The organism is Devosia sediminis (assembly GCF_016411825.1).
Taxonomy (GTDB): domain Bacteria; phylum Pseudomonadota; class Alphaproteobacteria; order Rhizobiales; family Devosiaceae; genus Devosia; species Devosia sediminis.
On sequence record NZ_JAEKMH010000001.1, the window covers coordinates 243,423 to 266,268 of the forward strand.

A 22,846-nucleotide genomic window follows, 5' to 3' on the forward strand; every position below is an offset into this window, starting at 1 on the left:
TCGGTGCCACCCTTCTCCCCTCGTGGGAGAAGGTGGATCGCGCGCAGCGCGAGACGGATGAGGGGGTACTTGCCTTATGAACAAGCAATCCCCCATCACCCTGACCACCCTGCACACCAATACCCGCCATGACAGCGGGCCCAAGCATGTCACCGGTACGGCCGAATATATCGACGACATGATCGAGCCCGTAGGCACGATGCATGCCTATCTCGGGCTCTCGACCCGCGCCCATGCTGAGATCGTCTCCATCGACTTTTCCGCGGTGAAGGCGGCGCCGGGGGTGATCGGCGTGCTGACGGCCGAGGATATTCCGGGCGAAAACGACGTCTCCCCCAGCCACAAGCATGACGAGCCGATCTTTGCCGAGGGCAAGGTGCAGTTCTGGGGCCAGCCGCTGTTTGCGGTGATTGCCGAGACGCGCGATGCGGCGCGGCGGGCGGCGCATCTTGCGGCGGTGGACTACCGGGATCTCGATTGGCTGCCCGATGTGCGCTCGGCCCAGGCGGCCGGCGGCAAGCTGGTGACCGAACCGTTGAAGCTCGAACGCGGCGATGTGGCTGCGGGCATGGCCTCGGCGCCGCGCCGGGCCCAGGGGGCCATCACCATTGGTGGGCAGGATCACTTCTATCTCGAAGGGCATATCGCCTTTGCCATTCCCGGCGAGGACGAGGACGTGGTGATCCACTCCTCGACGCAGCATCCGAGCGAAGTGCAGCTCATGGTCGCGCAGGTGCTGGCTATCCGGCACAATGCCGTGACGATCAATGTGCGCCGCATGGGCGGGGGTTTCGGCGGCAAGGAAACGCAGGGCAACCTGTTTGCGGCCGTGGCGGCGCTTGCGGCCAAGAAGTGGAACCGTGCCTGCAAGATCCGTCCCGACCGCGATGACGACATGCAGGCCACCGGCAAGCGGCACGACTTCGTGGTCGAATACGATGTCGGCTATGACGACACCGGCAGGATCCTGGCCGTCGACGCCGTCTATGGCGCACGAGCGGGCTTCTCCTCCGATCTGTCGGGGCCGGTGACGGACCGGGCACTGTTCCATGCCGACAATGCCTACTGGTATCCGGCTGTGCGGGTGCGCTCGGAGCCGCTCTATACCAATACGGTCTCCAACACCGCCTTTCGGGGGTTCGGCGGTCCTCAGGGTATGATGGCGGCGGAGCGGTGGATCGAGGATATCGCCTATGCGCTGGGCAAGGATCCGCTGGAGATCCGCAAGGCCAATTTCTACGGCACCGACATCGACAATGTGACGCCCTACCACCAGACGGTGAGCGACAATGTCATTCATCGCGTGGTGGATGAACTCGAAGCCTCGTCGGACTACCAGGCACGCCGCCGGGCCGTGCTGGATTTCAATGCGACCAATGCAGTGCTCAAGAAGGGCATCGCGCTGACGCCGGTCAAATTCGGCATTTCCTTCACCGCCACCTGGTACAACCAGGCCGGCGCGCTGGTGCATGTCTACAAGGACGGTTCGATCCATCTCAGCCACGGCGGCACCGAGATGGGGCAGGGGCTCTATATCAAGGTCGCGCAGGTGGTTGCCGACGCCTTTGGCGTCAATCTGGACACGGTCAAGATCATGGCCACCTCGACCGGCAAGGTGCCCAATACTTCGGCCACTGCAGCTTCTTCCGGCTCCGATCTCAACGGCATGGCCGCCTGGGATGCCTGCGAGCAGATCAAGGCGCGGCTCGTCGCCCATGCGGCAAAGCTCTACGACGTCGACGCGGTAGATTGCCGTTGGGTGACGGGCGGACTCGATATCGGCAAGAAGCACGTGCCCTTCGCCGAACTGGCAGCATCCGCCTATCTCAACCGCGTGCAGCTTTCGGCGGCGGGTTTCTACAAGACGCCGAACATTCATTGGGACCGCGCCACCGGCAAGGGGCATCCGTTCTACTATTTTGCCTATGGTGCGTCGGTCAGCGAGGTCACCATCGACACTCTGAGTGGCGAATACACGGTCGACCGCGTCGATATCCTCCACGATGTCGGCAAGTCGCTGAATCCCGCCATCGATATCGGCCAGGTAGAGGGTGGCTTCATTCAGGGCATGGGCTGGCTCACCACGGAAGAGCTGGTGTGGGACGGCAAGGGGCAGCTTCGGACGCATGCGCCCTCGACTTACAAGATCCCGCTGGCGAGCGACGTGCCGCCGGTCTTCAACGTCCGGCTGGCCGAGTGGTCGGTGAACAAGGAGCCGACCATAGGCCGCTCCAAGGCAGTTGGCGAACCACCGCTGATGCTGGCGATGAGCGTCGTCGAGGCGTTGGGCATGGCGGTGGCGAGCGTCGCGGATTACCGGCATGCCCCGCAACTCGATACGCCGGTCACGCCCGAGCGGGTGCTGATGGGCGTGGAGCGGATGAAGGGAGCCAGCACCTGACATGACCGGTTCCGCCGCGCTAGAAGCCTTTTTCGCTGCCAATCCCGACGCGATTGCGTGCGAACTGACTTCGGTGCGAGGGTCTTCGCCGCGGGAGCAGGGCACCTTCATGCTGGTGGGGTTGGGCGCGATCTTCGGCACGATCGGGGGTGGCGCCTTGGAATATATGGTCATCGACCATGCGCGGCGGTTGATTGCCGAGGGGCGGGCCGAGGAGGCGATGGACGTGCCGCTGGGTCCGGAGATCGGCCAGTGCTGCGGCGGCCGGGTGAGCGTCGGATTGCGCCATGCCGATGCGGCCTTGCGCACCCAGTTGCTGGCGCGGATGGTCGCCGATGAAGCCTCGGAAGCCCATGTCTATATCTTCGGGGCCGGGCATGTGGGGCGGGTGCTGGCGCAGATCCTGTCGCTGTTGCCGGTGAAACTCGAAGTCATCGACACGCGGCAGGAGGAGTTGGACCTCCTGGCGCCCGGCATTGCCCATCGGCGCGTCGCCATGCCCGAAGCGGTGGTGCGCTCGGCGCCGCAGGGTAGTGCCTTCGTCATCCTCACGCATGACCATGCGCTGGATTTTCTCATTGCCCAGGAAGCGCTTGCCCGGACGGACAGCCCTTATGTCGGCATGGTTGGATCGAAAACCAAGCGGGCGAAATTTGCCAGTTGGTACCTCGAACAGGGTGGCGACAGGGCAGCGCTGGAGCGATTGATTTTACCGATTGGCGCGCAAGGGCTTGGGGATAAACGGCCATCTGTTATTGCAGCACTGGCGGCGGCTGAAGTTATGGTCCAGATTGGGGGACGGGAAGCTTCAGTCGGGCACGGGTCCATCCCCTCCATAAAGGGGACGGCTAGTGGATTCTGATATGCCCAATCGGCTCGAATTGAGCGGCATCACCAAGCAGTTTCCGGGCGTTCTGGCCAATGACCACGTATCTTTCGCGGTCAAGCCGGGCGAAATCCATGCGCTTCTCGGGGAAAACGGCGCCGGCAAGTCGACGCTGGTGAAGATGATCTACGGGATCATGCAGCCCGATGCCGGGGAAATCCGCTGGAATGGCGAGCCGGTCGTGGTGCCCAATCCGAAGGCCGCGCGCAAGCTGGGTATCGGCATGGTTTTCCAGCATTTTTCGCTGTTCGAAGCGCTGACTGTGCTGGAAAATATCGCGCTCGGCATGGATGCCAAGATCCCGTCGCGGGAGCTCGAAGCGCGGATCCGCGAGGTCATGACTGCCTATGGCCTGCTGCTTGATCCGCACCGCACGGTGGCGACCCTGTCGGTGGGTGAACGGCAACGCATTGAAATCGTTCGGGCTTTGCTGCTGAACCCGCAATTGCTGATCATGGACGAGCCGACCTCGGTACTGACGCCGCAGGAGGTGGAGCAGCTCTTCACCGTCTTGCGCAAGCTTGCCGCAGAGGGGTGCTCGATCCTCTACATTTCGCACAAGCTCCACGAAATCAAAGCCTTGTGCGACACGGCGACGATCCTGCGCGGTGGCAAGCTGGTCGATACCTGCGACCCGAAGCTCGAAACCAGCCGCTCGATGGCCGAGAAGATGATCGGCACGGGGCTCAAGGATATCGTCAAGGCCGAGGGGCGGGGCTTCGGTCCGCCCAAGCTATTGGTTAACAGACTGTCAACATCAAGGACGGGTCATTTTGACGTTCCGGTTGATGATGTGAGTTTCACCGTGCGAACCGGGGAGATTTTCGGAATTGCCGGTGTTGCCGGCAATGGCCAGAACGCCCTGCTCGATGCCCTTAGCGGCGAAATTCGCAGCGAGGATCGTGATGCCATCACCATCGATGGCAAGGGCATCGGCATGATGGGGACGACCGAGCGCCGGCGGCATGGGCTCTGCGCCGTGCCCGAGGAGCGCAATGGCCATGCAGCGGTGGGCGACTTCACGCTCAGCGACAATTCCGTGCTGACGGCGCGCGATCGGCTGGGCATGGTGGTCATGGGGCTGATCAATTCGGGCGCCGCCAAGACCTACACCGGCAAGGTCATTGCCGATTTCGCGGTCAAGGCGCTGGGGCCGGCCTCCACCGCCGGGTCGCTCTCGGGCGGGAACCTCCAGAAATACATCATGGGTCGGGAAATCCTGCAGAAGCCCAGCGTGCTGGTGGTGAGCCAGCCGACCTGGGGCGTCGATGCCGGGGCGGCTGCTGCCATTCACCAGGCGCTGGTGGATCTGGCCGCCGCTGGCTCGGCCATCGTGGTCATCAGCCAGGATCTCGACGAATTGCGGACGCTGAGCGACACGCTGGCGGTGATCAATATGGGGCGCCTGAGCCCGGCCCGGCCGGTGCGGGATTTCAGCGTCGACGAAATCGGGCTGCTGATGGGCGGCGTCCACGGCACGGTGGAGGCCGCGTGATGCAGTTCCGTCTCGAAAAACGCCGCGAGCCGTCCAAGGTCATGCTCTACGCCACGCCGGTGGCGGCGGTGCTGCTGACCATGATCGTCGGCGCCATCATCTTCTCGGCCATCGGCTATGACGGCGTGGGCGCGGTGCGGGAGATTTTTCTCACGCCGCTGACCAATTCCTTCAAGTGGCAGGACCTGGGCGTCAAGGCGGCACCCTTGATCATCATCGGCGTGGGCCTCTCCATCGCCTATCGCGCCAATGTCTGGAATATCGGCGCCGAGGGCCAGTATATCATGGGCGGCCTTGCGGCGACCTGGGTGGCGCTGTCGACGCACGGCATGGGCGGCTGGTGGACGCTGCCGCTGATGATGCTTGCCGGCGTGCTTGGTGGCGCCGCCTATGCGGCCATTCCGGCGCTGCTGCGCACCCGCCTCAACGTCAACGAAATCCTGACCTCGCTGATGCTGACCTATGCCTCGGTGCAGCTCATCTATTATCTCGTGCGCGCGCCCTGGAAGGATCCGATGGGCATGGGCTTTCCGCAGACCAAGCGCTTCGCGGCCGAGGCACTGCTGCCCAATATTTTCCCCGGCACCATCGTCCATGCCGGCGTGCCCATTGCCATCATCGTGGCGCTGGTCGCCTGGTTCATCATGTCCCGGTCGGTCTTCGGCTACCAGATGCGCGTCGTCGGCGCGGCGCCCCATGCGGCCCGCTATGGCGGCTTTTCGGAGAACAAGACCATCTGGCTGGCGCTGCTGGTCAGCGGCGGGCTGGCCGGCATGGCCGGGATGCTGGAGGTCGCCGGTCCGTTCCAGCGCATGGTGCCTGGCTTTCCCACCAATTACGGCTTTACCGCCATCATCGTGGCCTTCCTCGGCCGGCTCAATCCGCTCGGCGTGATCTTTGCGGGCATCGTCATGGCCATCACCTTTGTCGGCGGCGAGGTGGCGCAGACCACGATCGGGCTTTCGAGTTCGGCCACGGGCGTGTTCCAGGCGATGATGCTGTTCTTCCTCCTGGCCGGAGATATCCTGGTGCGCTACCGCCTCAAGCGCGTCGCCCCGCAGGAGGCGCGCGCATGACCAGCGAGCTGATCATCGCCATCATCGTCACCGTGGTCGGCGCCTCGACGCCGATCCTGATCGCCGCGCTGGGCGAACTGGTGGTGGAAAAATCCGGCGTCCTCAATCTGGGCGTCGAAGGCATGATGCTGGTGGGGGCGATCACTGCCTTCGTGGTGCTGTTCACCACCGGCAATCACTACCTCGCCATTCTCTGCGCGGCGGGAGCGGGTGTCGCCACCTCGCTGATCTTCGGCTTCCTGACGCTCAGCCTTTCGGCCAATCAGACGGCAACGGGCCTGGCGCTGACCATTTTCGGTACCGGCTTTTCGGCCCTGGCGGGGCAGGGCTATTCCGCTCGCCCGGTGACGTTGATGGGGCCGCTGTTTCCGGCGGACCTGGCAGCGCACCCCATCTGGCGCGTGCTGTTCGGCTATTCGGCGCTAGTCTACTTCTCCTTCGCCATGGTCATCGGCGTCTGGTGGTTCCTCAAGAAGACGCGGGCGGGCCTCATTCTCCGTGCCGTGGGCGAGAACGACCTGTCGGCCCATTCCATCGGCTACTCGGTGGTCGGGGTGCGCTATGCCGCCGTGGCCTTCGGCGGCGCCATGGCCGGTATCGCCGGCGCCTGTTTCCCGCTGCTCCTGACCCCGCAATGGGCCGAGCGGATGACGGCGGGCCGCGGCTGGATCGCGGTGGCCCTCGTGGTGTTCGCGAGCTGGCGGCCGTTCCGCCTGCTGGCCGGCGCCTATCTCTTCGGCCTCGTCATGACCATGGAGCTCTATGCCAAGGCCAGTGGCGGACCGCTGTCGGTCATTCCGGCCGAGCTCTGGGCGGCCATGCCCTACCTTGCCACCGTCGTGGTGCTGGTGCTGATATCGCTGCGCCGCGACGCCTCGTCCAATGCCCCGGCCTGTCTCGGCAGGCCGTTCTTGCCCACCAATTGACCCGGCGCCAAAGACCGGGCCGATAGACCAATGTCGTCATTCAGGAGAGAACAGATGACCCTCACTCGCCGCTCAATGCTCAAGGCCGGCGTCGCTGCCGCGGCTCTGCCGCTGCTCGGCTCCAAGGCCTTCGCCCAGTCCGAACCGCTCAAGGTCGGCTTCGTGCTCATCGGCACCGTCAACGACAATGGCTGGAATTTCGGCCATTCCGAAGGCGCCAAGTACATGAAGGCCGAGCTGGGTGACCTCGTCGCCGAACCGACCATCGTCGAGAACGTGCCGGAAGGCCCGGACTGCGAGCGCGTGCTGCGCGAACTGGCTCAGTCGGGCCACAAGCTGATCTTCGCCACCAGCTTCGGCTATGGCGACTACGTCATCAAGGTGGCCCAGCAGTTCCCGGACGTGAAGTTCGAGCACGCCACCGGCTATCAGCGCTCCGACAACGTGGCCACCTACAATGCGCGCTTCTACGAAGGCCGCGCCGTCTGCGGCACCGTGGCGGGCCACATGTCCAAGACCGGCAAGGCGGGCTATATCGGCTCGTTCCCGATCCCGGAAGTGGTGATGGGCATCAACGCCTTCGTGCTCGCTGCGCGCAAGATCAATCCCGAATTCACCATCACCCCGGTCTATATCTCGACCTGGAACGACCCGGCCAAGGAAGCTGACGCTGCCCGCGCCATGATCGACCAGGGCATTGATATCGTCGCACAGCACACCGACGGTCCGGCCGCCTTGCAGGTGGTCGAAGAGCGCGGCGCTGTGGGTGGCTTCGGCCAGGGCGCCGACATGTCGGCCTTCGCGCCGAACGCGCAGCTCACCTCGATCATCGACCATTGGGGCCCGACCTATGTCGAAAGCGCCCAGGCCGTGATCGACGGCACCTGGGCCAGCGCCGACCGCTGGCCGGGCCTCAAGGAAGGCGAAGTGCAGATCGGGCCCTATGGTCCGACTGTGCCGGAAGATGTCGCCGCTGCCGCCGAAGCCGTCAAAAATGGCCAGATCGATGGCTCGCTGCATATCTTCACCGGCCCGATCAACGACCATACCGGCGTCGAACGCGTAGCCGCCGGCGTGACCCTGACCGACGCCGAACTGCTCAGCATGGACTGGTATGTCGAAGGCGTCATTCCGCCGGCTTGATTGGCGGATCGATCACGGGGGAGGCGAGATGTCGCCTCCCCTTCTCCCCCTGCGGGAGAAGGTGCCCCGAAGGGGCGGATGAGGGGTTCCGAGCTATCCCGCGACGCGGAGCACATGGATAGCTCCGAACCCCTCACCCTGATTTTCTGCTGAACGCAGAAAATCTGTCCCTCTCCCGCAAGGGGCGAGTGGGGTATCGAGTACGAGGCGAGAATGGGCGAACTGGCAATCCTCTACGAATGGGCGATGTTTGCGGCGCGGTGGCTGCATGTCGTGACGGCCATTGCCTGGATCGGGTCGTCCTTTTACTTCATCGCGCTCGATCTTGGTCTCAGGAAAACCCCGAGCCTGCCGCCGCTCGCCCATGGCGAGGAATGGCAGGTGCATGGCGGCGGCTTTTATCACATCCAGAAATACCTGGTGGCGCCCGAATTCCTGCCCGAGCACCTGACCTGGTTCAAATGGGAAAGCTACGCGACCTGGCTATCGGGCGCGATGCTGCTGGCGCTGCTCTACTATGTCGGCGCCGACATCTACCTGGTCGACCGCAATGTGCTCGACGTGCCGAGCTGGGTGGCCATCGGGCTTTCCATGGGCTCCATCGTGCTCGGCTGGCTGCTTTACGACACGCTCTGCAAGTCGCCCATCGGACAGTCCACCACGGGGCTGATGCTGGTGCTGTTCGCCATCCTCGTGGCCATGAGCTGGGGCTATACGCAGCTTTTCACCGGCCGGGCGGCCATGCTGCATATGGGCGCCTTCACCGCCACGATCATGACGGCCAATGTGGCCATGATCATCATTCCCAACCAGAAGATCGTGGTGGGCGACCTCAAGGCCGGGCGGGTGCCCGATGCGAAATACGGCAAGATCGCCAAGCAGCGCAGCCTCCACAACAACTATCTGACGCTGCCCGTCATCTTTTTCATGCTCTCGAGCCACTATCCGCTGGCCTTCGCCACGCAGTGGAACTGGATCATCGCCTCGCTGATCTTCCTCGTCGGCGTGGTTGTCCGGCACTATTTCAACACGCGCCACGCGCGGAAGGGCAATCCGCACTGGACCTGGGGCGTGGCCGTGATCCTGATGCTGGTGATCGCCTGGCTGTCCACCAGCCCGAAACTACCCAATGCGGATAGCGAGACACTGGTGACGGCAACGGGCGAGCGCTTCATGGCGACCGAGCATTTTGCCTCGGCGAGCCTTGCCGTGCAGACGCGCTGCGCCATGTGCCATACGGCCGAGCCGGTCTGGGAGGGCATCTACGAGGCGCCCAAGAATGTCATTCTCGACAATGACGTGGCCATTGCCAACAATGCCCATCTGATTGCCATCCAGGCCGGCTGGAGCCATGCCATGCCGCCGGGCAATGTCACCGACATGACCGATGCGGAGCGGGCGCTGCTGGTGGAATGGTATCGCGAAGGGTCGGGCTCGTGAGCCGGACGATCCTGCGCGGGCGGGTGCTGAGTTTTCATCGCGCGCCGCAGGCCATAGACGACGCCGAGAGCTATCTCTATCTCGAGGATGGCGCCGTCAGCATCGAAGACGGGATCGTCACCGCCCTTGGGGATTTCGGCAGTGCCGATGTCTCTGGCGCCATGGTCATCGACCACCGGCCCAACCTCATCATGCCCGGCTTCATCGACCTGCACCTGCACTATGTGCAATCGCAGATGATGGCAGCCTATGCCGGCTCGCTGCTCGAATGGCTCAACACCTATACCTTTATCGAGGAGCAGAAGTTCGCCCAGCAGGGGCATGCCGACGCGGTGGCGGTGGACTTTTATGACGCGCTGATCCGGCATGGCACGACCACGGCCGTTGCCTATTGCTCGAGCCATCCGCGCTCGGTCGACGCCTTCTTTGCCGAGGCGCAGCGCCGCAACATGCTGATGGTCGGCGGCAAGGTGATGATGGATCGCAATGCGCCGGAGGAGCTCTGCGACACGCCGCAATCGGGCTATGACGACACCAAGGCGCTGATCGCCCGCTGGCATGGCCGCGGCCGCTCGCTCTATGCCATTTCGCCGCGTTTCGCCCTGACCTCGACGCCTGCGCAGATGGAAATGGTGCGGGCCCTCGTGGCGGAACATCCCGATTGCTACGTGCAGACGCATGTGAGCGAGAACCAGGCCGAAATCAGTTACGCCATGGAGCTCTATCCGGGCGCCAAGGACTATACTGGCATCTACGAGGACTACGGTATCCTCGGCCGCAAGACGCTGCTCGGGCATGCCATCCACCTCAATCATCGCGAGACGGCGGTGCTGGCGGAAGCCGGCTCGGTGGCGGTGTTCTGCCCGACTTCGAACCTGTTCCTCGGCTCGGGCTTGTTTGACCGCGAGCGGCTGGTGAGCAATGGCGTGCGGGTGGGCATCGCCACCGATATCGGCGGCGGCACCAGCGTTTCCATGCTCCGCACGCTGGACGAGGGCTACAAGGTGCTGCAATTGCGCGGGCAGCGGCTCAATCCGTTCGCGAGCTTCCACATGGCGACGCGCGGCAATGCAGAGGCGCTGGGACTGGAACACACGATCGGCTCAATCGCCCCGGGACGAGCGGCAGACCTGATCGTGCTCGATTCTGCGGCGACGCCGACCATGCGCATGCGCCACGCGACGATGACGACGCTGGCCGAGGAACTGTTCCTGCTCCAGACGCTGGGCGACGACCGCGCCATTGCCGAGGTCTATGTGGCGGGCGCAAGGGCGAAGTCCACTTTGGTCGGGTTGTGAGGACCCGCGGGCTGCTCTAACTTCGTTTCGACTTTCATTCGGGGCATGATCTCCCAGTTGCCGTCATTGCCCGGCTTGTCCGGGCAATCCAGCGATGTTCAGGCATCCTGTGGACCACCCGGTCAAGCCGGGTGGTGACGGTGTGGAGGGATCGCGCCAGGCTCATTCCTAGAAGGCTTCCCATGACCGACTATCTGACCAGATCCGGCCTTTCCGTGCACAAGCTGCTCGTCGACTTCGTCGAGACCGAGGCGCTGCCGGGGCTTTCGGTATCGGCCGAGCAATTCTGGGATGGACTGGCTGGTCTCGTGCGGGAGCGCATGCCCACCAATGTGAAACTGCTGGCGCGGCGCGACGATATCCAGTCGAGGATCGACGAGTGGCACCACAAATATGGGCCGGTGGCCAACAACCCGCAGGGCTATGAATTCCTGCTCAAGGAAATCGGCTACCTGGTGCCCGAGCCGGGTGATTTCACGATTGAGACCGAGGGGCTGGATCCGGAAATTTCCAGCATTTGCGGGCCGCAACTGGTGGTGCCGGTTTCCAATGCCCGCTATGCGCTCAACGCCGCCAATGCGCGCTGGGGCAGCCTCTACGATGCGCTCTATGGCACCGATGCGATCAGCCGCGACGGCGAGTTGGCACCGAGCCAGGGATACAATGCGGCGCGGGGTGCGGCTGTCGTCCGGCGGGCAGCAGAGTTTCTCGATGCGGCATTCCCGCTGACGTCAGGCAGCCATGCCGATGTCACGGCCTATGTGGTGGCCGAGCAGGGCGGCGTGGCCAGTTTCATCATCGACACCAAGGCCGGGCCGGCGACGCTCAAGGACCGGGACGCCTTTGTCGGCTATGCCGGCCAGGGCGACAAGGCCGAGATCGTGCTTCGGCACAATGGCCTTCACGCCGTGCTTGTCATCGACAAGGCCAGCACGATCGGCGCGACGCATGCAGCCGGGCTCAGCGATGTCATCGTGGAAGCGGCGCTGACCACGATCCAGGACTGCGAGGATTCGGTGGCCGCCGTCGATGCCGAGGACAAGGTCGGCGTTTATCGCAATTGGCTGGGGCTGATGCAGGGCAATCTCGAAGACACGTTCGAGAAGGGCGGCAAGACGGTCACCCGCAGGCTCAAGGCGGATCGCGTCTACAAGGGTGTCAACGGTGGCGACCTGGTGCTCAAGGGGCGCTCGCTGCTGCTGGTCCGCAATGTCGGGCACCTGATGACCACGGACGCCGTGCTGCTCGATGGCAAGCCGATCGGCGAAGGGCTGATGGATGCCGCGCTCACCGCGCTTTGCGCGCTGCACGACACGGGCGGCAATGCCCGCCACGGCGCCATCTATGTGGTGAAGCCCAAGATGCACGGCCCCGAGGAAGTGGCCTTTGCCTGTGCCATCTTCGCCTCGGTGGAAGCGTTTCTGGGATTGAAGCGCAATACGATCAAGATCGGCATCATGGACGAGGAGCGGCGCACCTCGGCCAACCTCAAGGCGGCGATCTACGAGGCGCGGCAAAGGGTGTTCTTCATCAACACCGGTTTCCTCGACCGGACCGGCGACGAAATCCATACCTCGATGGAAGCGGGCGCGGTGCTGCGCAAGGACGAGATCAAGTCCGAACGCTGGATCAGTTCCTACGAGGACCGCAACGTGCTGATCGGGCTGAGCTGCGGCTTTTCGGGCCGGGCGCAGATCGGCAAGGGCATGTGGGCGCGGCCGGACGACATGGCGGCGATGCTGGAGGCCAAGATCGGTCATCCCAATTCCGGCGCCAACACGGCCTGGGTGCCGTCACCGACGGCGGCGGTGCTGCATGCGCTGCACTATCACCAGGTCGACGTGTTCGAGGCGCAGAAGCGCCGCCACAACCAGGCGCTGCCGGGACTTTCCGAACTCTTCTCCATGCCGGTGCAGGTGCCCTATTCGCTGAGCCGCGAGGAGATCACCCGCGAGCTCGAAAACAATGCTCAGGGGATCCTGGGCTATGTGGTGCGCTGGGTGCAGCAGGGCGTGGGCTGTTCAAAGGTGCCGGACATCGACAATGTCGGGCTGATGGAAGACCGCGCCACCTGCCGGATTTCGTCGCAGGCGGTAGCCAACTGGCTGCGCCACGGCCTTGTCAGCCGCGACGAGGTGACATCGGTATTCGAGCGCATGGCGGCGGTGGTCGACGAGCAGAATGCGGGCGACCCGCTCTACCGGCCCATGGCGGAGAATTTCCAGTCCGTGGCCTTCCAGGCGGCACTCGACCTGGCGCTTCACGGCGCCGACCAGCCCAGCGGCTATACCGAGCCGCTGCTGCATGCGGCGCGGCGGAAGGTGAAGGCGCGGGAAGCTGGAAAGCTTTGAGCGCCTGTTGATCGCCTCCCTCCCCTTGAGGGGGAGGGATTGAGGGTGGGGTGGAAGAGCGCTCCCTCTCTGGGTGGGTCTTCACCCCACCCCAGCTTTGCTACGGTCCTTCGGACCGAGCGTCGCTACCCTCCCCCTCAAGGGGAGGGAGCGAAAAGCGCTAATCCACCACATAAGTCGGTAGCGTCACGCTCGTGCCCGCGTGAAAAATCTCGATGTCGTTGGCGCTCATGGTGCTGGCGGTGCCGATGGGCTCGTTGGTTCCCAAGTTGCGGGCATAGCGCGGGTGGGCTCCGGAGGCGACGAGCAGGCGTAGCCGGTGACCGGGTAGGAAAGTGTGTGCCGTGGCGTGCAGCGGGATGGTCAGGCGCCAGCGTCCATCGGCGTCGCGCGGCGTTTCCGGCGTGACGCGCACAAAGCCATCGCAGATGTTGCGCGACACGCCATCCGGGGCGACATCGTTGAGCCGCACGAAAAAATCGGCATGGGACAGGGTGGCGCCGGCCACCAGCGAGACCTGACACTGGCCGATGACGGTGAGCTCGCTGGTGAGTACGCGGCCGGTATAGGTCAGCACGTCGCCACGCGCTTCCAGTGATGCATTGTCGACCGCGCCGGCGCCGGTAAAGGCAAAGATGGCGCCACCCAGATTGGGCGTGGGGCTGGCGGGATCGTAGCGATAGGTGTCGCTGCCGCTTTCGCCGGACCCCGTATCGAATAGCGCGCCGCTGCCGCCCACATGCCAGGTCTGCGGCGCCGGCGGCCCGGGCGGGTAGGTGTCGAATTCGTGCCATTCATTGCGGCCTGAAATGTGGAGGCGCACCGGCCGGTTGCGCAGCCCGGAGCGATCGCCCATCAGCCAGGCGCGCATCCAGGCCAAGGTCTCGCGGAGGTTGTCGCGCTGCAACTCCTCGGCAACGTGGAACCACGTGCCGATGGTGAGATAGGGCCGGTGGCCGAGCTCGACGAGGCGCTGATAGTCGACGAGGAGCGGATCGAGCATGAAGTCGTACCAGCCTGAAATGAAATGCACCGGCGGGGTGTTGGTCGTGAGGCGGTGGCGGTGGTCCAGTTCGGTCCAGAAATCGTCATTGTCGATGGCGTTGTCGAACCAGTGACGCCAGAAGCCGATGGGATGGCCCACCGCCTTCCTGTCGGCATCGAGCAGCGGCAGCACGGCAGCGGCCTTTTCGGTACGCCTCTCGATATCGCCCGAGAACATGCGGGCGGCGGTCGAGAGCGGACGTCTGCGCAGGCCTTCGATCACCTGGACCCAGCTCAGCCAGAGATTGAGGTGAAAGGCACCGGAAGGGAAGACAACCGGACGGAAATCGGCGGTGGTCACCTTGATGGCCAGCGCCGCCGTTTCGGGCAGGGCATCGCTGATCGCCCATTGCGCATAGCCCAGATAGGAGGGGCCGGTGAGGCCGATGCGGCCGTCGTACCAGGGCTGGGCTTTGATCCAGTCGAGCGTGGCGAGGCCATCGGCGCGCTCATTGGCGAAGGGATCGAATTCGCCGTCGGAACGCTCGGTCCCGCGACAGGCCTGGATAACCACATGGAAGCCTCGCTCGGCATAGGCCTCGGCAATGCCGGCAAAGCCGCGCCGTCCATAGGGCAGCCGCATCAGGATGGTCGGGTGCAGCCCGATGCTGTCGGGAGCGTAGTGATCGGTCTTGAGGATGACGCCATCGGGCATGGGCACACCAATGCCGCGCTTGCGGCGCACGCCATTGAGGCGGGGCGGCAAATCCTCCACCCAAGCGAGGTATAGCGATGGCAGGCTCATCGGATCACCCCACGAAATCGAAGGCGTCGACGTCGAACAGGCCGCGGTCGGTCATCTTGAGATGTGGAATCACCGGGAGGGCCAGGAAGGCCACCTGCAGGAAGGGCTCGGGCAGGACGCAGTCGAGCGCCCGGGCGGCGTCGCGCAGGTGATGGAGGTCTCCGGCAACCTCCTCGAAGCTTTTCGGGCTCATGAGGCCGGCAATGGGCAGGGCGAGTTCGGCCGTAACCTTGCCGCCATCGGCCACGGCGAAGCCGCCGCCCAGTTCGATCAGCCGATTGACGGCTGCGGCCATGTCGGCGTCATTGGCACCCACGACGGTGATGTTGTGGCTGTCATGGCCGACCGAGGAGGCGATGGCACCGCGCTTGAGACCGAAGCCGGTGACGAAGGCGCGGCCGATATTGCCGTTCTTGCCGTGACGCTCGATGACCGCGACTTTGATCACGTCGGCGGCAAGGTCGGGTTGCAGGCCCTGGTCAGTGGTGGCGAGGCTCGCCTCCTCGCGGAAGGTGAGGATGAGGCCCGGCCTGACGCCGATGACCGGCACACGGTTCTGGCCCGGTTTGGGCTCGGTGATGAAGGCGTCCGCCGTGACGGGCTTTGCTTTCATCGAGGTGAGTCCAACGAGCGCTACGGCGCCACGCTTTTCGAAAAGATCAGGTGTCACGAGGCGCCCGGCGGCGATGACGTCGGAAACGCGGCACTCTTCGAGACTATCGAGAATGGCAATGTCGGCGCGCCAGCCGGGACCGATGAGGCCGCGGTCGCGGAGGCCGAAAATGCGGGCGGCCGAGTGGCTGGCGGCGCGATAAACGTGGTGCAGCGGTCGGCCCATGGCAATGAGCCGGCGAATGGAAGAATCGAGATGTCCTTCTTCCTCGATATCGAGCGGATTGCGATCGTCGGTGCAAAGGGCGACGAAGCTCGATGTGTTTTCGTCGAGGACTTCGGCCAGGGCCTCGAGATCCTTGGATACCGAGCCTTCGCGGATGAGGATGGCCATGCCCTTGGCGAGCTTTTCGCGGGCCTCGGCGGCCGATGTGGCCTCGTGGTCGGTGCGGATGCCTGCTGCCAGGTAGCCATTGAGCGCCATGTCACCCAGCAGCGGCGCATGGCCATCGATGTGCCCCTCCTGGAAGGCTACAAGCTTGGCGACAATGCCTGGATCGGCGTTGAGCACGCCCGGAAAGTTCATCATTTCCGCGAGGCCCACGACCTTGGGGTGGCTGCGGAAGGGCAGCAGGTCCTCGATTTCGAGCCGCGCGCCCGAGGTTTCAAACGGCGTTGCCGGCACGCAGGAGGACAGGTTGACCCTGATATCCATGATGGTGCGTTCGGCGCTGTCGAGAAAGTATTTGAGGCCCTCGGCGCCCAGCACATTGGCGATTTCGTGGGGGTCGCAAAGCACCGTGGTGACGCCATAGGGCAGCACGCAGCGGTCGAATTCGAGCGGAGTGACCAGCGAGGATTCGATATGCAGATGCGTATCGATGAAGCCCGGAACGGCGAAGCGGCCGGTGCCATCGACGACATGCTGGCCGTCATACCGGCTATGCGTTCCCACGATGCGATCGCCGACAATGGCGATGTCGGTGATGGTGACAGCGCCCGTGATGACATCGAGCAGGCCGATATTCTTGATGACGAGGTCAGCCGGTTCCTTGCCCTGTCCAGCCATGATCATGCGGGTGAGCAAGGCGGGGCTGGTCATGGTCTTGGTCTCTAAACTGTTCATGCCGAAGGGTCGGTCCGGGCGCTCGTCGCGTCAAGCCCCCGTGGGCGCAGCCAAGGAACTCGCGTGGTGCAACCGCCGTTGGTTGAGCACTGCAAAAACAAGGAGCGTCACATGGAAACCTATGACCCGAACAAGAACACGACCGAAGTGCGCCAGGCCAGCCCGCGCAAGATGAACCTGCGGGTGCTGGTGTTCTCGCTGGTGATCATCGTCCTGGTGTTTGCCGTGCTCTATTTCGTCTTCGGCATGATGGCGCCCGAACAGGCGTAACCCTCCCGAGCCGGCGCGCCGGACTGCGTCAATCCGCCCCTCCCGGCGGGGAACTTGCCACTCCCGTTCGGTGTTGTCGCAAAAGCGTCACAACATCGAGCGGCACATCCATGGACATCGGCAACGAGTTTGGCTGGGTAGACACTTACCTTCCCGCACATATCATCGGTGTCAGGCTCGCCATCGCGGCGGCTCTGGGAGCGGTGATCGGCTTCGAGCGCGAAATGAATACGGCGGGCGCCGGGCTGCGCACGCATATCCTGATTTCCGTCGCAGCAGCGCTTTTTACCATCCTGGCCTTCGAGATCTTCCACACCATCGAATTCGGCGCGCAGGGCCCGCAGGCCGATCCGATCCGTGCGGTCGAGGCGGTAACGGCCGGCATCGCCTTTTTGGGCGCCGGCGCGATCTTCCGCAGCGGCGCAGGCGTGCAGGGGCTCACGACTGGCGCGGGCATGTGGCTGGCGGGCGCGGTTGGCCTCGCCACGTCAATGGGCTTTTATCTCGTGGCGGTGGGCGTTGCGCTCCTCGCCGTCATCGTCATGGCGGCGCTGCGCTTCGTCGCACATCATGTCATTCGCGGCAGCGAGGGGGAACTTGTCGACGGGGACGGGCCGCGGGGAGAAACAAACAGGCGTGCCGAAGAGCGCTGAGGGACATGCGCTGACGGCGATTTGCTTCTCCCCCCGTACGGGACACGACCGGGAGGTGTCGTGCCCGCGCCCGTGCGCCAGGCCTGATAGTCGGCCGGCGCTATAGGACCGGTGGTGGTGCAGACCACCGATCTTTTCCAAAAGGCGGAGAGCGATACTTGGGAATGCAGATGGGCCCGAGAACCCGCTGCAGCATCACTCTCCGCCACGGCATGTAACCTGTGGACGCAGGAGTCACATGCCAACCGCATCAAGGCGCTGATATCGCGCCCAGAAACTCACCATGGCGGCCGCCTCGTGCCTGTAGGCATCGAGATCGGCCTGCCGAAAGAACACCACCGAGGCGCCGGCTTCCTGCAGCGCCTCGCGTCCGGCCCGATCCATCGGCTGCGTCATGACGGCAAGGGGAATGCCCTTTTGCCGGAGCAGCGCCTGGTTGCGGATGACGAATTCGAGATTCGCGCCGCTATGGGCCTTGAGGTCGACGATAACCAGTCCCGGCCATTCACGATTGGCATCGGCCAGCGTGGCCGTAAGGAACGCCTCGCCTGCCGTCGGCAGATTGAAATGGCGCACGTCCGGCGCACCATGAGCCAGCAGCATGCGGGTCAGGAGGTGCGCGGAATGGCCGTCATCATCAATCAACGCGATGAAGGGCTGGTCGCCGGATACTAAGTACAAAAGTCACCCCATCCCTGTGACGCACAGGGGTTCGAACAGAACAAAACGCCATCGCTGTCCAAGACCTTCTGGCTCGGGCAGGGTGGTTTATACGATTTGTAGAACACGCCCGGCGGGGCCTGACCGCTCGGGAAACATGTCGCGTTCGTGACGGCGACGGGACGGCGTATGATTGATCCGCGGCAGCGCGGGGAGGCAAATTCGGGTAAAACCGACGTAACCTGCCTTGTGTTTTACATGTAAAGCGGCGCAGACTCCCCCCCAGAGCCCCGGGGGTATTGCGTGGCGGATGCGGAAGCGGACAATGCGGAAGTAAAACAGGCGCTGGAGCGCCTGTTGGCATGGCCGGAGATCGCGCGTTCCCCGCAACTGGCCAATTTTCTCAGCTACATCGTCGAGCGTCGGCTGAGCGGCGACGCGCAATCGATCAAGGCCTATTCGATCGCTGTGGACGTCTTTGGCCGGGCGCCAGATTTCGACCCACAGGCCGATCCGATCGTGCGCGTACAGGCCCGGCGGCTGCGTGGCCTGCTCGAACAATACTATCTCGGACCTGGCGCTGGCGAGCCGCTGCGCATCCTCTTGCCCATCGGCCGCTATGTGCCCGAATTCGCCGCGGCGACGACCGAACCGCCCGCGGTAACGAGCGAGGCAGTTCCACCGGGAGCAGCTTCGCCTCCACCGCGACCTCTGCCAAGGCCCCGCGGGCATGTCACGCTGTCGTGGTTTGTGCTTCTGGTCCTGACGCTGGGAGCCGTGGCCGCCACCTATTCGCTGACCACCTGGGGACCGCGGCGCGAGCAGCAGGTGGTGGCGGCAAGCGCGATGGACAAGCCACGGCTGCGGATCGTGGACTTTCAGAACCTGACCGGAGAAACCCGGATCACGCCCTCGATTGCGGCGCTGACCGTGGAACTGGTGACCGACTTCGAGCCGCTGCTCATTGTCGACGTGGCCTTCGGTGCGCGGAGCGAGACGGCGCCGCCCGATGACTTCCTGCTCAGTGGGGTGGTGCGCAAAGAGGCGACCGCGGCGGGCGACTATTATTTCAATGCCATCCTGACCGACGCGGCCACCAATACGGTGGTGTGGAACTGGGCGGGCGTCCTTCCGGAGGATCGGATCGGCGAGCGGGCCGGCATCGACTTCGTGTCGCAGGAACTGATCCTGCGCCTCGGGGGACCACGCGGGCCACTGCATGACAGGGCGCGCGAAATGCTGGCGCGGAATGACATTGCCGGCCAGGAGAATTTCTACGTCTGCGGCATGCTCTTTGTGATGTACCGCACCACCCCGACCGCCGGGACCAGCGCCCGCGCCAAGGCCTGTTTCGATGCCTTGGCGGCCAAGAATGGTGATGGCAGCGGCAATTCTCTGGCGGCCCAGGCCAGCCTCCTGGCGGAAACCGGCATCGGCAGCGCCTCCGACGACGAGCAGGCGGAGCGGTTCGCAAAAGCGCAGGATATGCTCTCGGAGGCGCTGGCTCTGTCCCAGACCAGCAGCTTCATCTGGGAACAGCAAGCGCGACTACACGAGGCGCGGGGCAATCGCGACATGGCACTGGCTGCCTATGGAACGGCACTGCAGCTCAATGTCGCCAATATCGATGCGACGGCGGCCTATGCGCGGCACCTGGCCCTGAACGGACGGCTGGACCTGGCGGTGCCGCTGGCCCGGCGCGCCATCAACTCGGTACCGCCGCTCGAAGTGCCGGACTGGTTCCAGTGCGTGCCGGCGCTGGCGGCCTTGCGGGCTGGAAATACGCTTCAGGCGCAAAATCTGGCGCTCGAATGCGGGCGGGTCGATACCGAGCTCGGGCCCGTTCTGAGCCTGCTCGCGTTTCACAATGGCAGGGATAGCGCGGGGATAGGGCAGGTGCTGCCGCGCATCCTCGATACGACATCGTTCCGCGCGCATGGGGTGATGAGCCGGCTGGACGACCGCATCAGCGACGAGCGCCTCCTGGCCGATATCAGGGAGACCCTGATTGAGGCAGCCGTCCCCCAATGGAACCTCGACAACCCCTATTGACGCGCTTCAGGGCTGGAAGCGGGTGCGGCAGAGCTCCACAAAGCGGGCGCCGCGTTCCTCGAAATTCTTGAACTGGTTATAGGACGGAGCACCCGGCGAGAGGATGATGGTGTCGAATTTTTCGCGCACGTCGAGCAAGGCGTCCAGAGCGGCCTCGAGATGCGGAACCTCGAAAACGTCGATGCCGGGTGCGCGTTTTCGCGCGGCCGCTGCGAGCCGTTCGCCGGTAACGGGCAGGGTGGCGACGACGGTGACGCCACGCTGCGCCAGGAGACCCGCCAGTTCGGCATAGTCCTGTTCGCGCTCGTGTCCACCGGCGATGAGCGCGATGCGCCGTCCGGGATAGGCAGCGAGGGCCGCCTTGGTCGCTTCGGGCGTGGTCGAGATGGAATCGTTGACCACGGTGACGCCGCCGAAGACATGCTCCTCGAGCCGATGCGGCAGGGGGCGGAAGGCCGCTATGCCCTGGACGATACCCTCGAGCGTGCCGCCGGTGCCGAGCGCGATCTGGGCGGCGAGCAGGGCATTGTCGAGATTGTGGGCGCCGCGCAGGCGCGAATGGGACACGGCATTCTCGATGACGCGGTTCTGCTCGGGCGTCAGGTCGGGCAAGAGCCGCCGATGATCTCGCACAGCCTTGGCCACCAGCGCATTGCCGCGCGCTGCAGCGCCGAGAGCCACGGCAAAATTGCCGTCGCGATCCACGAGGTGCAGCTTGTCGGCATAGTAGCGCTCCACCGAGCCGTGCCAGTCGACATGCTCGGGATAGAGATTGGTCAGCGCCGCGACATCGGCCAGAAAATTCATGTCCGAGGTCTGGTAGCTCGAAAGCTCGAACACCACGATGGCGTGCTTGTCGCCGATTTCGAGCGGCGCGACGCCCACATTGCCCGCAAGACCCGCATCCAGGCCCGAGCGTGTCAGCATGAGGTGGACAAGGGTCGCAGTGGTGGACTTACCCTTGGTGCCCGTGATGGCGATGACGGTGCGGTCGTGCCGATAGGCCGCGCCCCAGAGATTGAGATTGGAGGTGACCGGAATCCCAGCCTCGCGAGCCGCCTCGAAGACCGGCTTGTAGCGCGATACGCCCGGGCTCTTGACTATAAGGCCGAACCGTTTCGCGGCAATGGCCGCCGGCAAGTCGCTAATGTCGATCTGCTCGGTGTCGGGAATGTCGGCCGTACCGCTGTCGACGGTGACGAAGACCTTCAGATCGGGCTGTTGCGCCGCAAGGAAGGCGCGGGTGGAAAGGGCTTCGCGCCCGGCGCCATAGAGCAGGACCGGCGTATCAAACCGCATAGGCGGCCACCTTGGCGGCCAGGGCCGGGGGAATATGGTGGTCGTGGCTGTCGGTCAGGCATTCGGCCATGGCGCGCTGCAGTTTTTCCTCTCCATACTGGGCGAAGAGATCGGCCTTGACGGCGCGGACCACGGCAGCCTCGTGCCAGTCGGCATGGCGGGTGAGGGTATAAAAGCAGGCGGCGGCCTCTAGGATTTCGCCGACGCATTCCCACGGCTTCTGGCCGGTGAGGCCGGCAAGCTCGCGGAAACTCTGTTCGTTGGCGAGGTCATCCAGCAGGTTCTTGCCGAAGATGCGCAGCATCCGGTCCTTGGCCATAAAGGGCGCGAAGATCAGAAAGACGAAGTGACACTTCGGGCATTCGCCGCACCAGAGCGGGCCGTCATTGCCGTTGAGGCGAAAATTGCGGTTGCAACTGGAAAAGACGCTGTCGAACTTGGTTTCCTTGGTGAAGAGCGAGGCGATGCGCGCTTCCGAATAGGGGCGGAGCAGCGAGAAGTATTTCAGTGCGCCGCCGGTGGCATTGCTCAGCGTATCGGCTATCAGCAGTTCGAAGCCGAGGGACTTGGAATATTGGTGATTGGTCTCGCGGCCGTCGAAGACCACATTGCCCTCGCTGGCCGAGCGCTCGTTGGAAAGGGCGATCTGGTTGTAGCCGAAGAGCACGGCGCAGAGCGATGCGATCATGGAATTGATCGCCGTCGAGGGGACGTGGCCATTGTAATAGCCCTCGGTCTGGCCGAGGCGGATCATTTCGGCGTCGAGCTTGCGCGTCACATAGACCGGGCTCGCGCCGATGGCATCCACCGAGGTGACGATCGGCCCCTTGGGATTGACCGCGAAGGGCGTGAACTGCTGGCCGGTATGGGTCAGGAGATCGACGCTGACGAGCGAGTCCTTGCCCCCGCCGATGGGCAATAGCGTCCGCTCCGGCAGGGTCATGGCGGGCTGGCGCTCATTGGTGTCATCAGGCGCAGTCAGGACCAGCTTGCCGAAGCGGGACAGCGCGTTGCGGGCGTAGAATTCGCCAAGGCCGTTTTCATAGACGTCGATGACGAAGGCGCGCTCGGCCGCGGTGAGCGGAATAGTCGGCGCCTCGATGACCAGGGGCGCACGCAGCTTGTAATAGGAGACGCCGAGCACCAGCGCCGTCAGTCCCAGAAGCTTGGCGAAATTCGGCGATGCCGCTGCGGCCGCATCCGCGCCCTGGGGCAGGGTCAGTATCTCGGTGAAACTGAGATCGTTGAGCGTAAAGGGAAAGCGCGCCTCGCCACTGGCGGGATCGAAGGATGGGCTCTCGATGCGGAAGAATTCGGTCACGGGCAACTCGCTGGCTTCAATCCCCATATAGGTGATTTGCGAGCGTGG

General features: G+C 64.2%; 17 protein-coding genes. 12 read left to right on the forward strand and 5 right to left on the reverse strand.

From position 1 onward, the window contains the following. The first annotated feature begins 76 nt into the window (after window positions 1-76). The 9 genes from xdhB to JEQ47_RS01270 all read left to right on the forward strand — a co-directional run bounded on the left by xdhB (window position 77) and on the right by JEQ47_RS01270 (window position 13,016). Window positions 77-2,401, forward strand: a complete 2,325-nt coding sequence (xdhB, locus tag JEQ47_RS01230) for a xanthine dehydrogenase molybdopterin binding subunit (protein ID WP_198874570.1) — start codon at window positions 77-79, stop codon at window positions 2,399-2,401. A gap of 1 nt (window position 2,402) precedes the next feature. After that, window positions 2,403-3,263 (forward strand): xanthine dehydrogenase accessory protein XdhC, encoded by an 861-nt coding sequence (gene xdhC / locus JEQ47_RS01235; RefSeq protein ID WP_198874571.1) that lies wholly within the window; start codon window positions 2,403-2,405, stop codon window positions 3,261-3,263. A gap of 1 nt (window position 3,264) precedes the next feature. Further along, window positions 3,265-4,782 (forward strand): ABC transporter ATP-binding protein, encoded by a 1,518-nt coding sequence (locus JEQ47_RS01240; RefSeq protein ID WP_198874572.1) that lies wholly within the window; start codon window positions 3,265-3,267, stop codon window positions 4,780-4,782. Next, window positions 4,782-5,858, forward strand: coding sequence for an ABC transporter permease (locus JEQ47_RS01245; protein ID WP_198874573.1), 1,077 nt, complete (start codon window positions 4,782-4,784; stop codon window positions 5,856-5,858). Before JEQ47_RS01240 ends, JEQ47_RS01245 begins: the two co-directional genes overlap by 1 nt. Beyond that, window positions 5,855-6,784, forward strand: a complete 930-nt coding sequence (locus tag JEQ47_RS01250; protein ID WP_198874574.1) for an ABC transporter permease — start codon at window positions 5,855-5,857, stop codon at window positions 6,782-6,784. Before JEQ47_RS01245 ends, JEQ47_RS01250 begins: the two co-directional genes overlap by 4 nt. A 54-nt stretch (window positions 6,785-6,838) precedes the next feature. Beyond that, window positions 6,839-7,927 (forward strand): BMP family ABC transporter substrate-binding protein, encoded by a 1,089-nt coding sequence (locus tag JEQ47_RS01255; protein WP_198874575.1) that lies wholly within the window; start codon window positions 6,839-6,841, stop codon window positions 7,925-7,927. A 213-nt stretch (window positions 7,928-8,140) separates the two neighbouring features. After that, window positions 8,141-9,367 carry a urate hydroxylase PuuD gene (locus tag JEQ47_RS01260; protein ID WP_198874576.1) on the forward strand — a complete coding sequence of 409 codons (1,227 nt, stop codon included), beginning with the start codon at window positions 8,141-8,143 and terminating at the stop codon, window positions 9,365-9,367. Further along, window positions 9,364-10,665: a guanine deaminase gene (gene guaD / locus JEQ47_RS01265; RefSeq protein ID WP_198874577.1), complete on the forward strand. Its 1,302-nt coding sequence runs from the start codon at window positions 9,364-9,366 to the stop codon at window positions 10,663-10,665. The genes JEQ47_RS01260 and guaD overlap by 4 nt, the downstream gene beginning before the upstream one ends. A gap of 182 nt (window positions 10,666-10,847) precedes the next feature. Beyond that, the gene (locus tag JEQ47_RS01270) at window positions 10,848-13,016 is read left to right on the forward strand and encodes a malate synthase G (protein ID WP_198874578.1); all 2,169 of its coding nucleotides are present in this window, start codon (window positions 10,848-10,850) and stop codon (window positions 13,014-13,016) included. 160 nt (window positions 13,017-13,176) lie between these two features. Here JEQ47_RS01270 and JEQ47_RS01275 read toward each other — a convergent pair whose 3' ends face one another. Together JEQ47_RS01275 and ade are read right to left on the reverse strand one after the other, a co-directional pair. Next, a complete protein-coding gene (locus tag JEQ47_RS01275; protein ID WP_198874579.1) occupies window positions 13,177-14,805 on the reverse strand; it encodes a CocE/NonD family hydrolase in 1,629 nt (542 codons plus the stop codon). Between the two features lie 4 nt (window positions 14,806-14,809). Beyond that, window positions 14,810-16,519, reverse strand: coding sequence for an adenine deaminase (gene ade, locus JEQ47_RS01280; protein ID WP_198874580.1), 1,710 nt, complete (start codon window positions 16,517-16,519; stop codon window positions 14,810-14,812). A gap of 135 nt (window positions 16,520-16,654) precedes the next feature. Here ade and JEQ47_RS01285 point away from each other — a divergent pair, with 135 nt between their 5' ends. Both JEQ47_RS01285 and JEQ47_RS01290 read left to right on the forward strand, forming a co-directional pair. Further along, the gene (locus tag JEQ47_RS01285) at window positions 16,655-16,813 is read left to right on the forward strand and encodes a hypothetical protein (protein WP_198874581.1); all 159 of its coding nucleotides are present in this window, start codon (window positions 16,655-16,657) and stop codon (window positions 16,811-16,813) included. Between the two features lie 110 nt (window positions 16,814-16,923). After that, on the forward strand, window positions 16,924-17,466 hold the full coding sequence (locus tag JEQ47_RS01290) for an MgtC/SapB family protein (protein ID WP_198874582.1): 543 nt from the start codon (window positions 16,924-16,926) through the stop codon (window positions 17,464-17,466). 234 nt (window positions 17,467-17,700) lie between these two features. On the opposite strand, the gene JEQ47_RS01295 is transcribed toward JEQ47_RS01290, so the two are convergent. After that, window positions 17,701-18,147 carry an ANTAR domain-containing protein gene (locus tag JEQ47_RS01295; RefSeq protein ID WP_198874583.1) on the reverse strand — a complete coding sequence of 149 codons (447 nt, stop codon included), beginning with the start codon at window positions 18,145-18,147 and terminating at the stop codon, window positions 17,701-17,703. 282 nt (window positions 18,148-18,429) lie between these two features. Between JEQ47_RS01295 and JEQ47_RS01300 the strand changes: the two genes are divergently transcribed. Beyond that, window positions 18,430-20,178, forward strand: coding sequence for a tetratricopeptide repeat protein (locus tag JEQ47_RS01300; RefSeq protein WP_198874584.1), 1,749 nt, complete (start codon window positions 18,430-18,432; stop codon window positions 20,176-20,178). A 6-nt stretch (window positions 20,179-20,184) separates the two neighbouring features. Here the strand turns inward: JEQ47_RS01300 and murD are convergent, their stop codons facing one another. After that, window positions 20,185-21,477, reverse strand: coding sequence for a UDP-N-acetylmuramoyl-L-alanine--D-glutamate ligase (gene murD, locus JEQ47_RS01305; RefSeq protein ID WP_198874585.1), 1,293 nt, complete (start codon window positions 21,475-21,477; stop codon window positions 20,185-20,187). Beyond that, a complete protein-coding gene (locus JEQ47_RS01310) occupies window positions 21,467-22,798 on the reverse strand; it encodes a MurL-like N-terminal domain-containing (protein ID WP_198874586.1) in 1,332 nt (443 codons plus the stop codon). Before JEQ47_RS01310 ends, murD begins: the two co-directional genes overlap by 11 nt. Window positions 22,799-22,846: the final 48 nt, after the last annotated feature.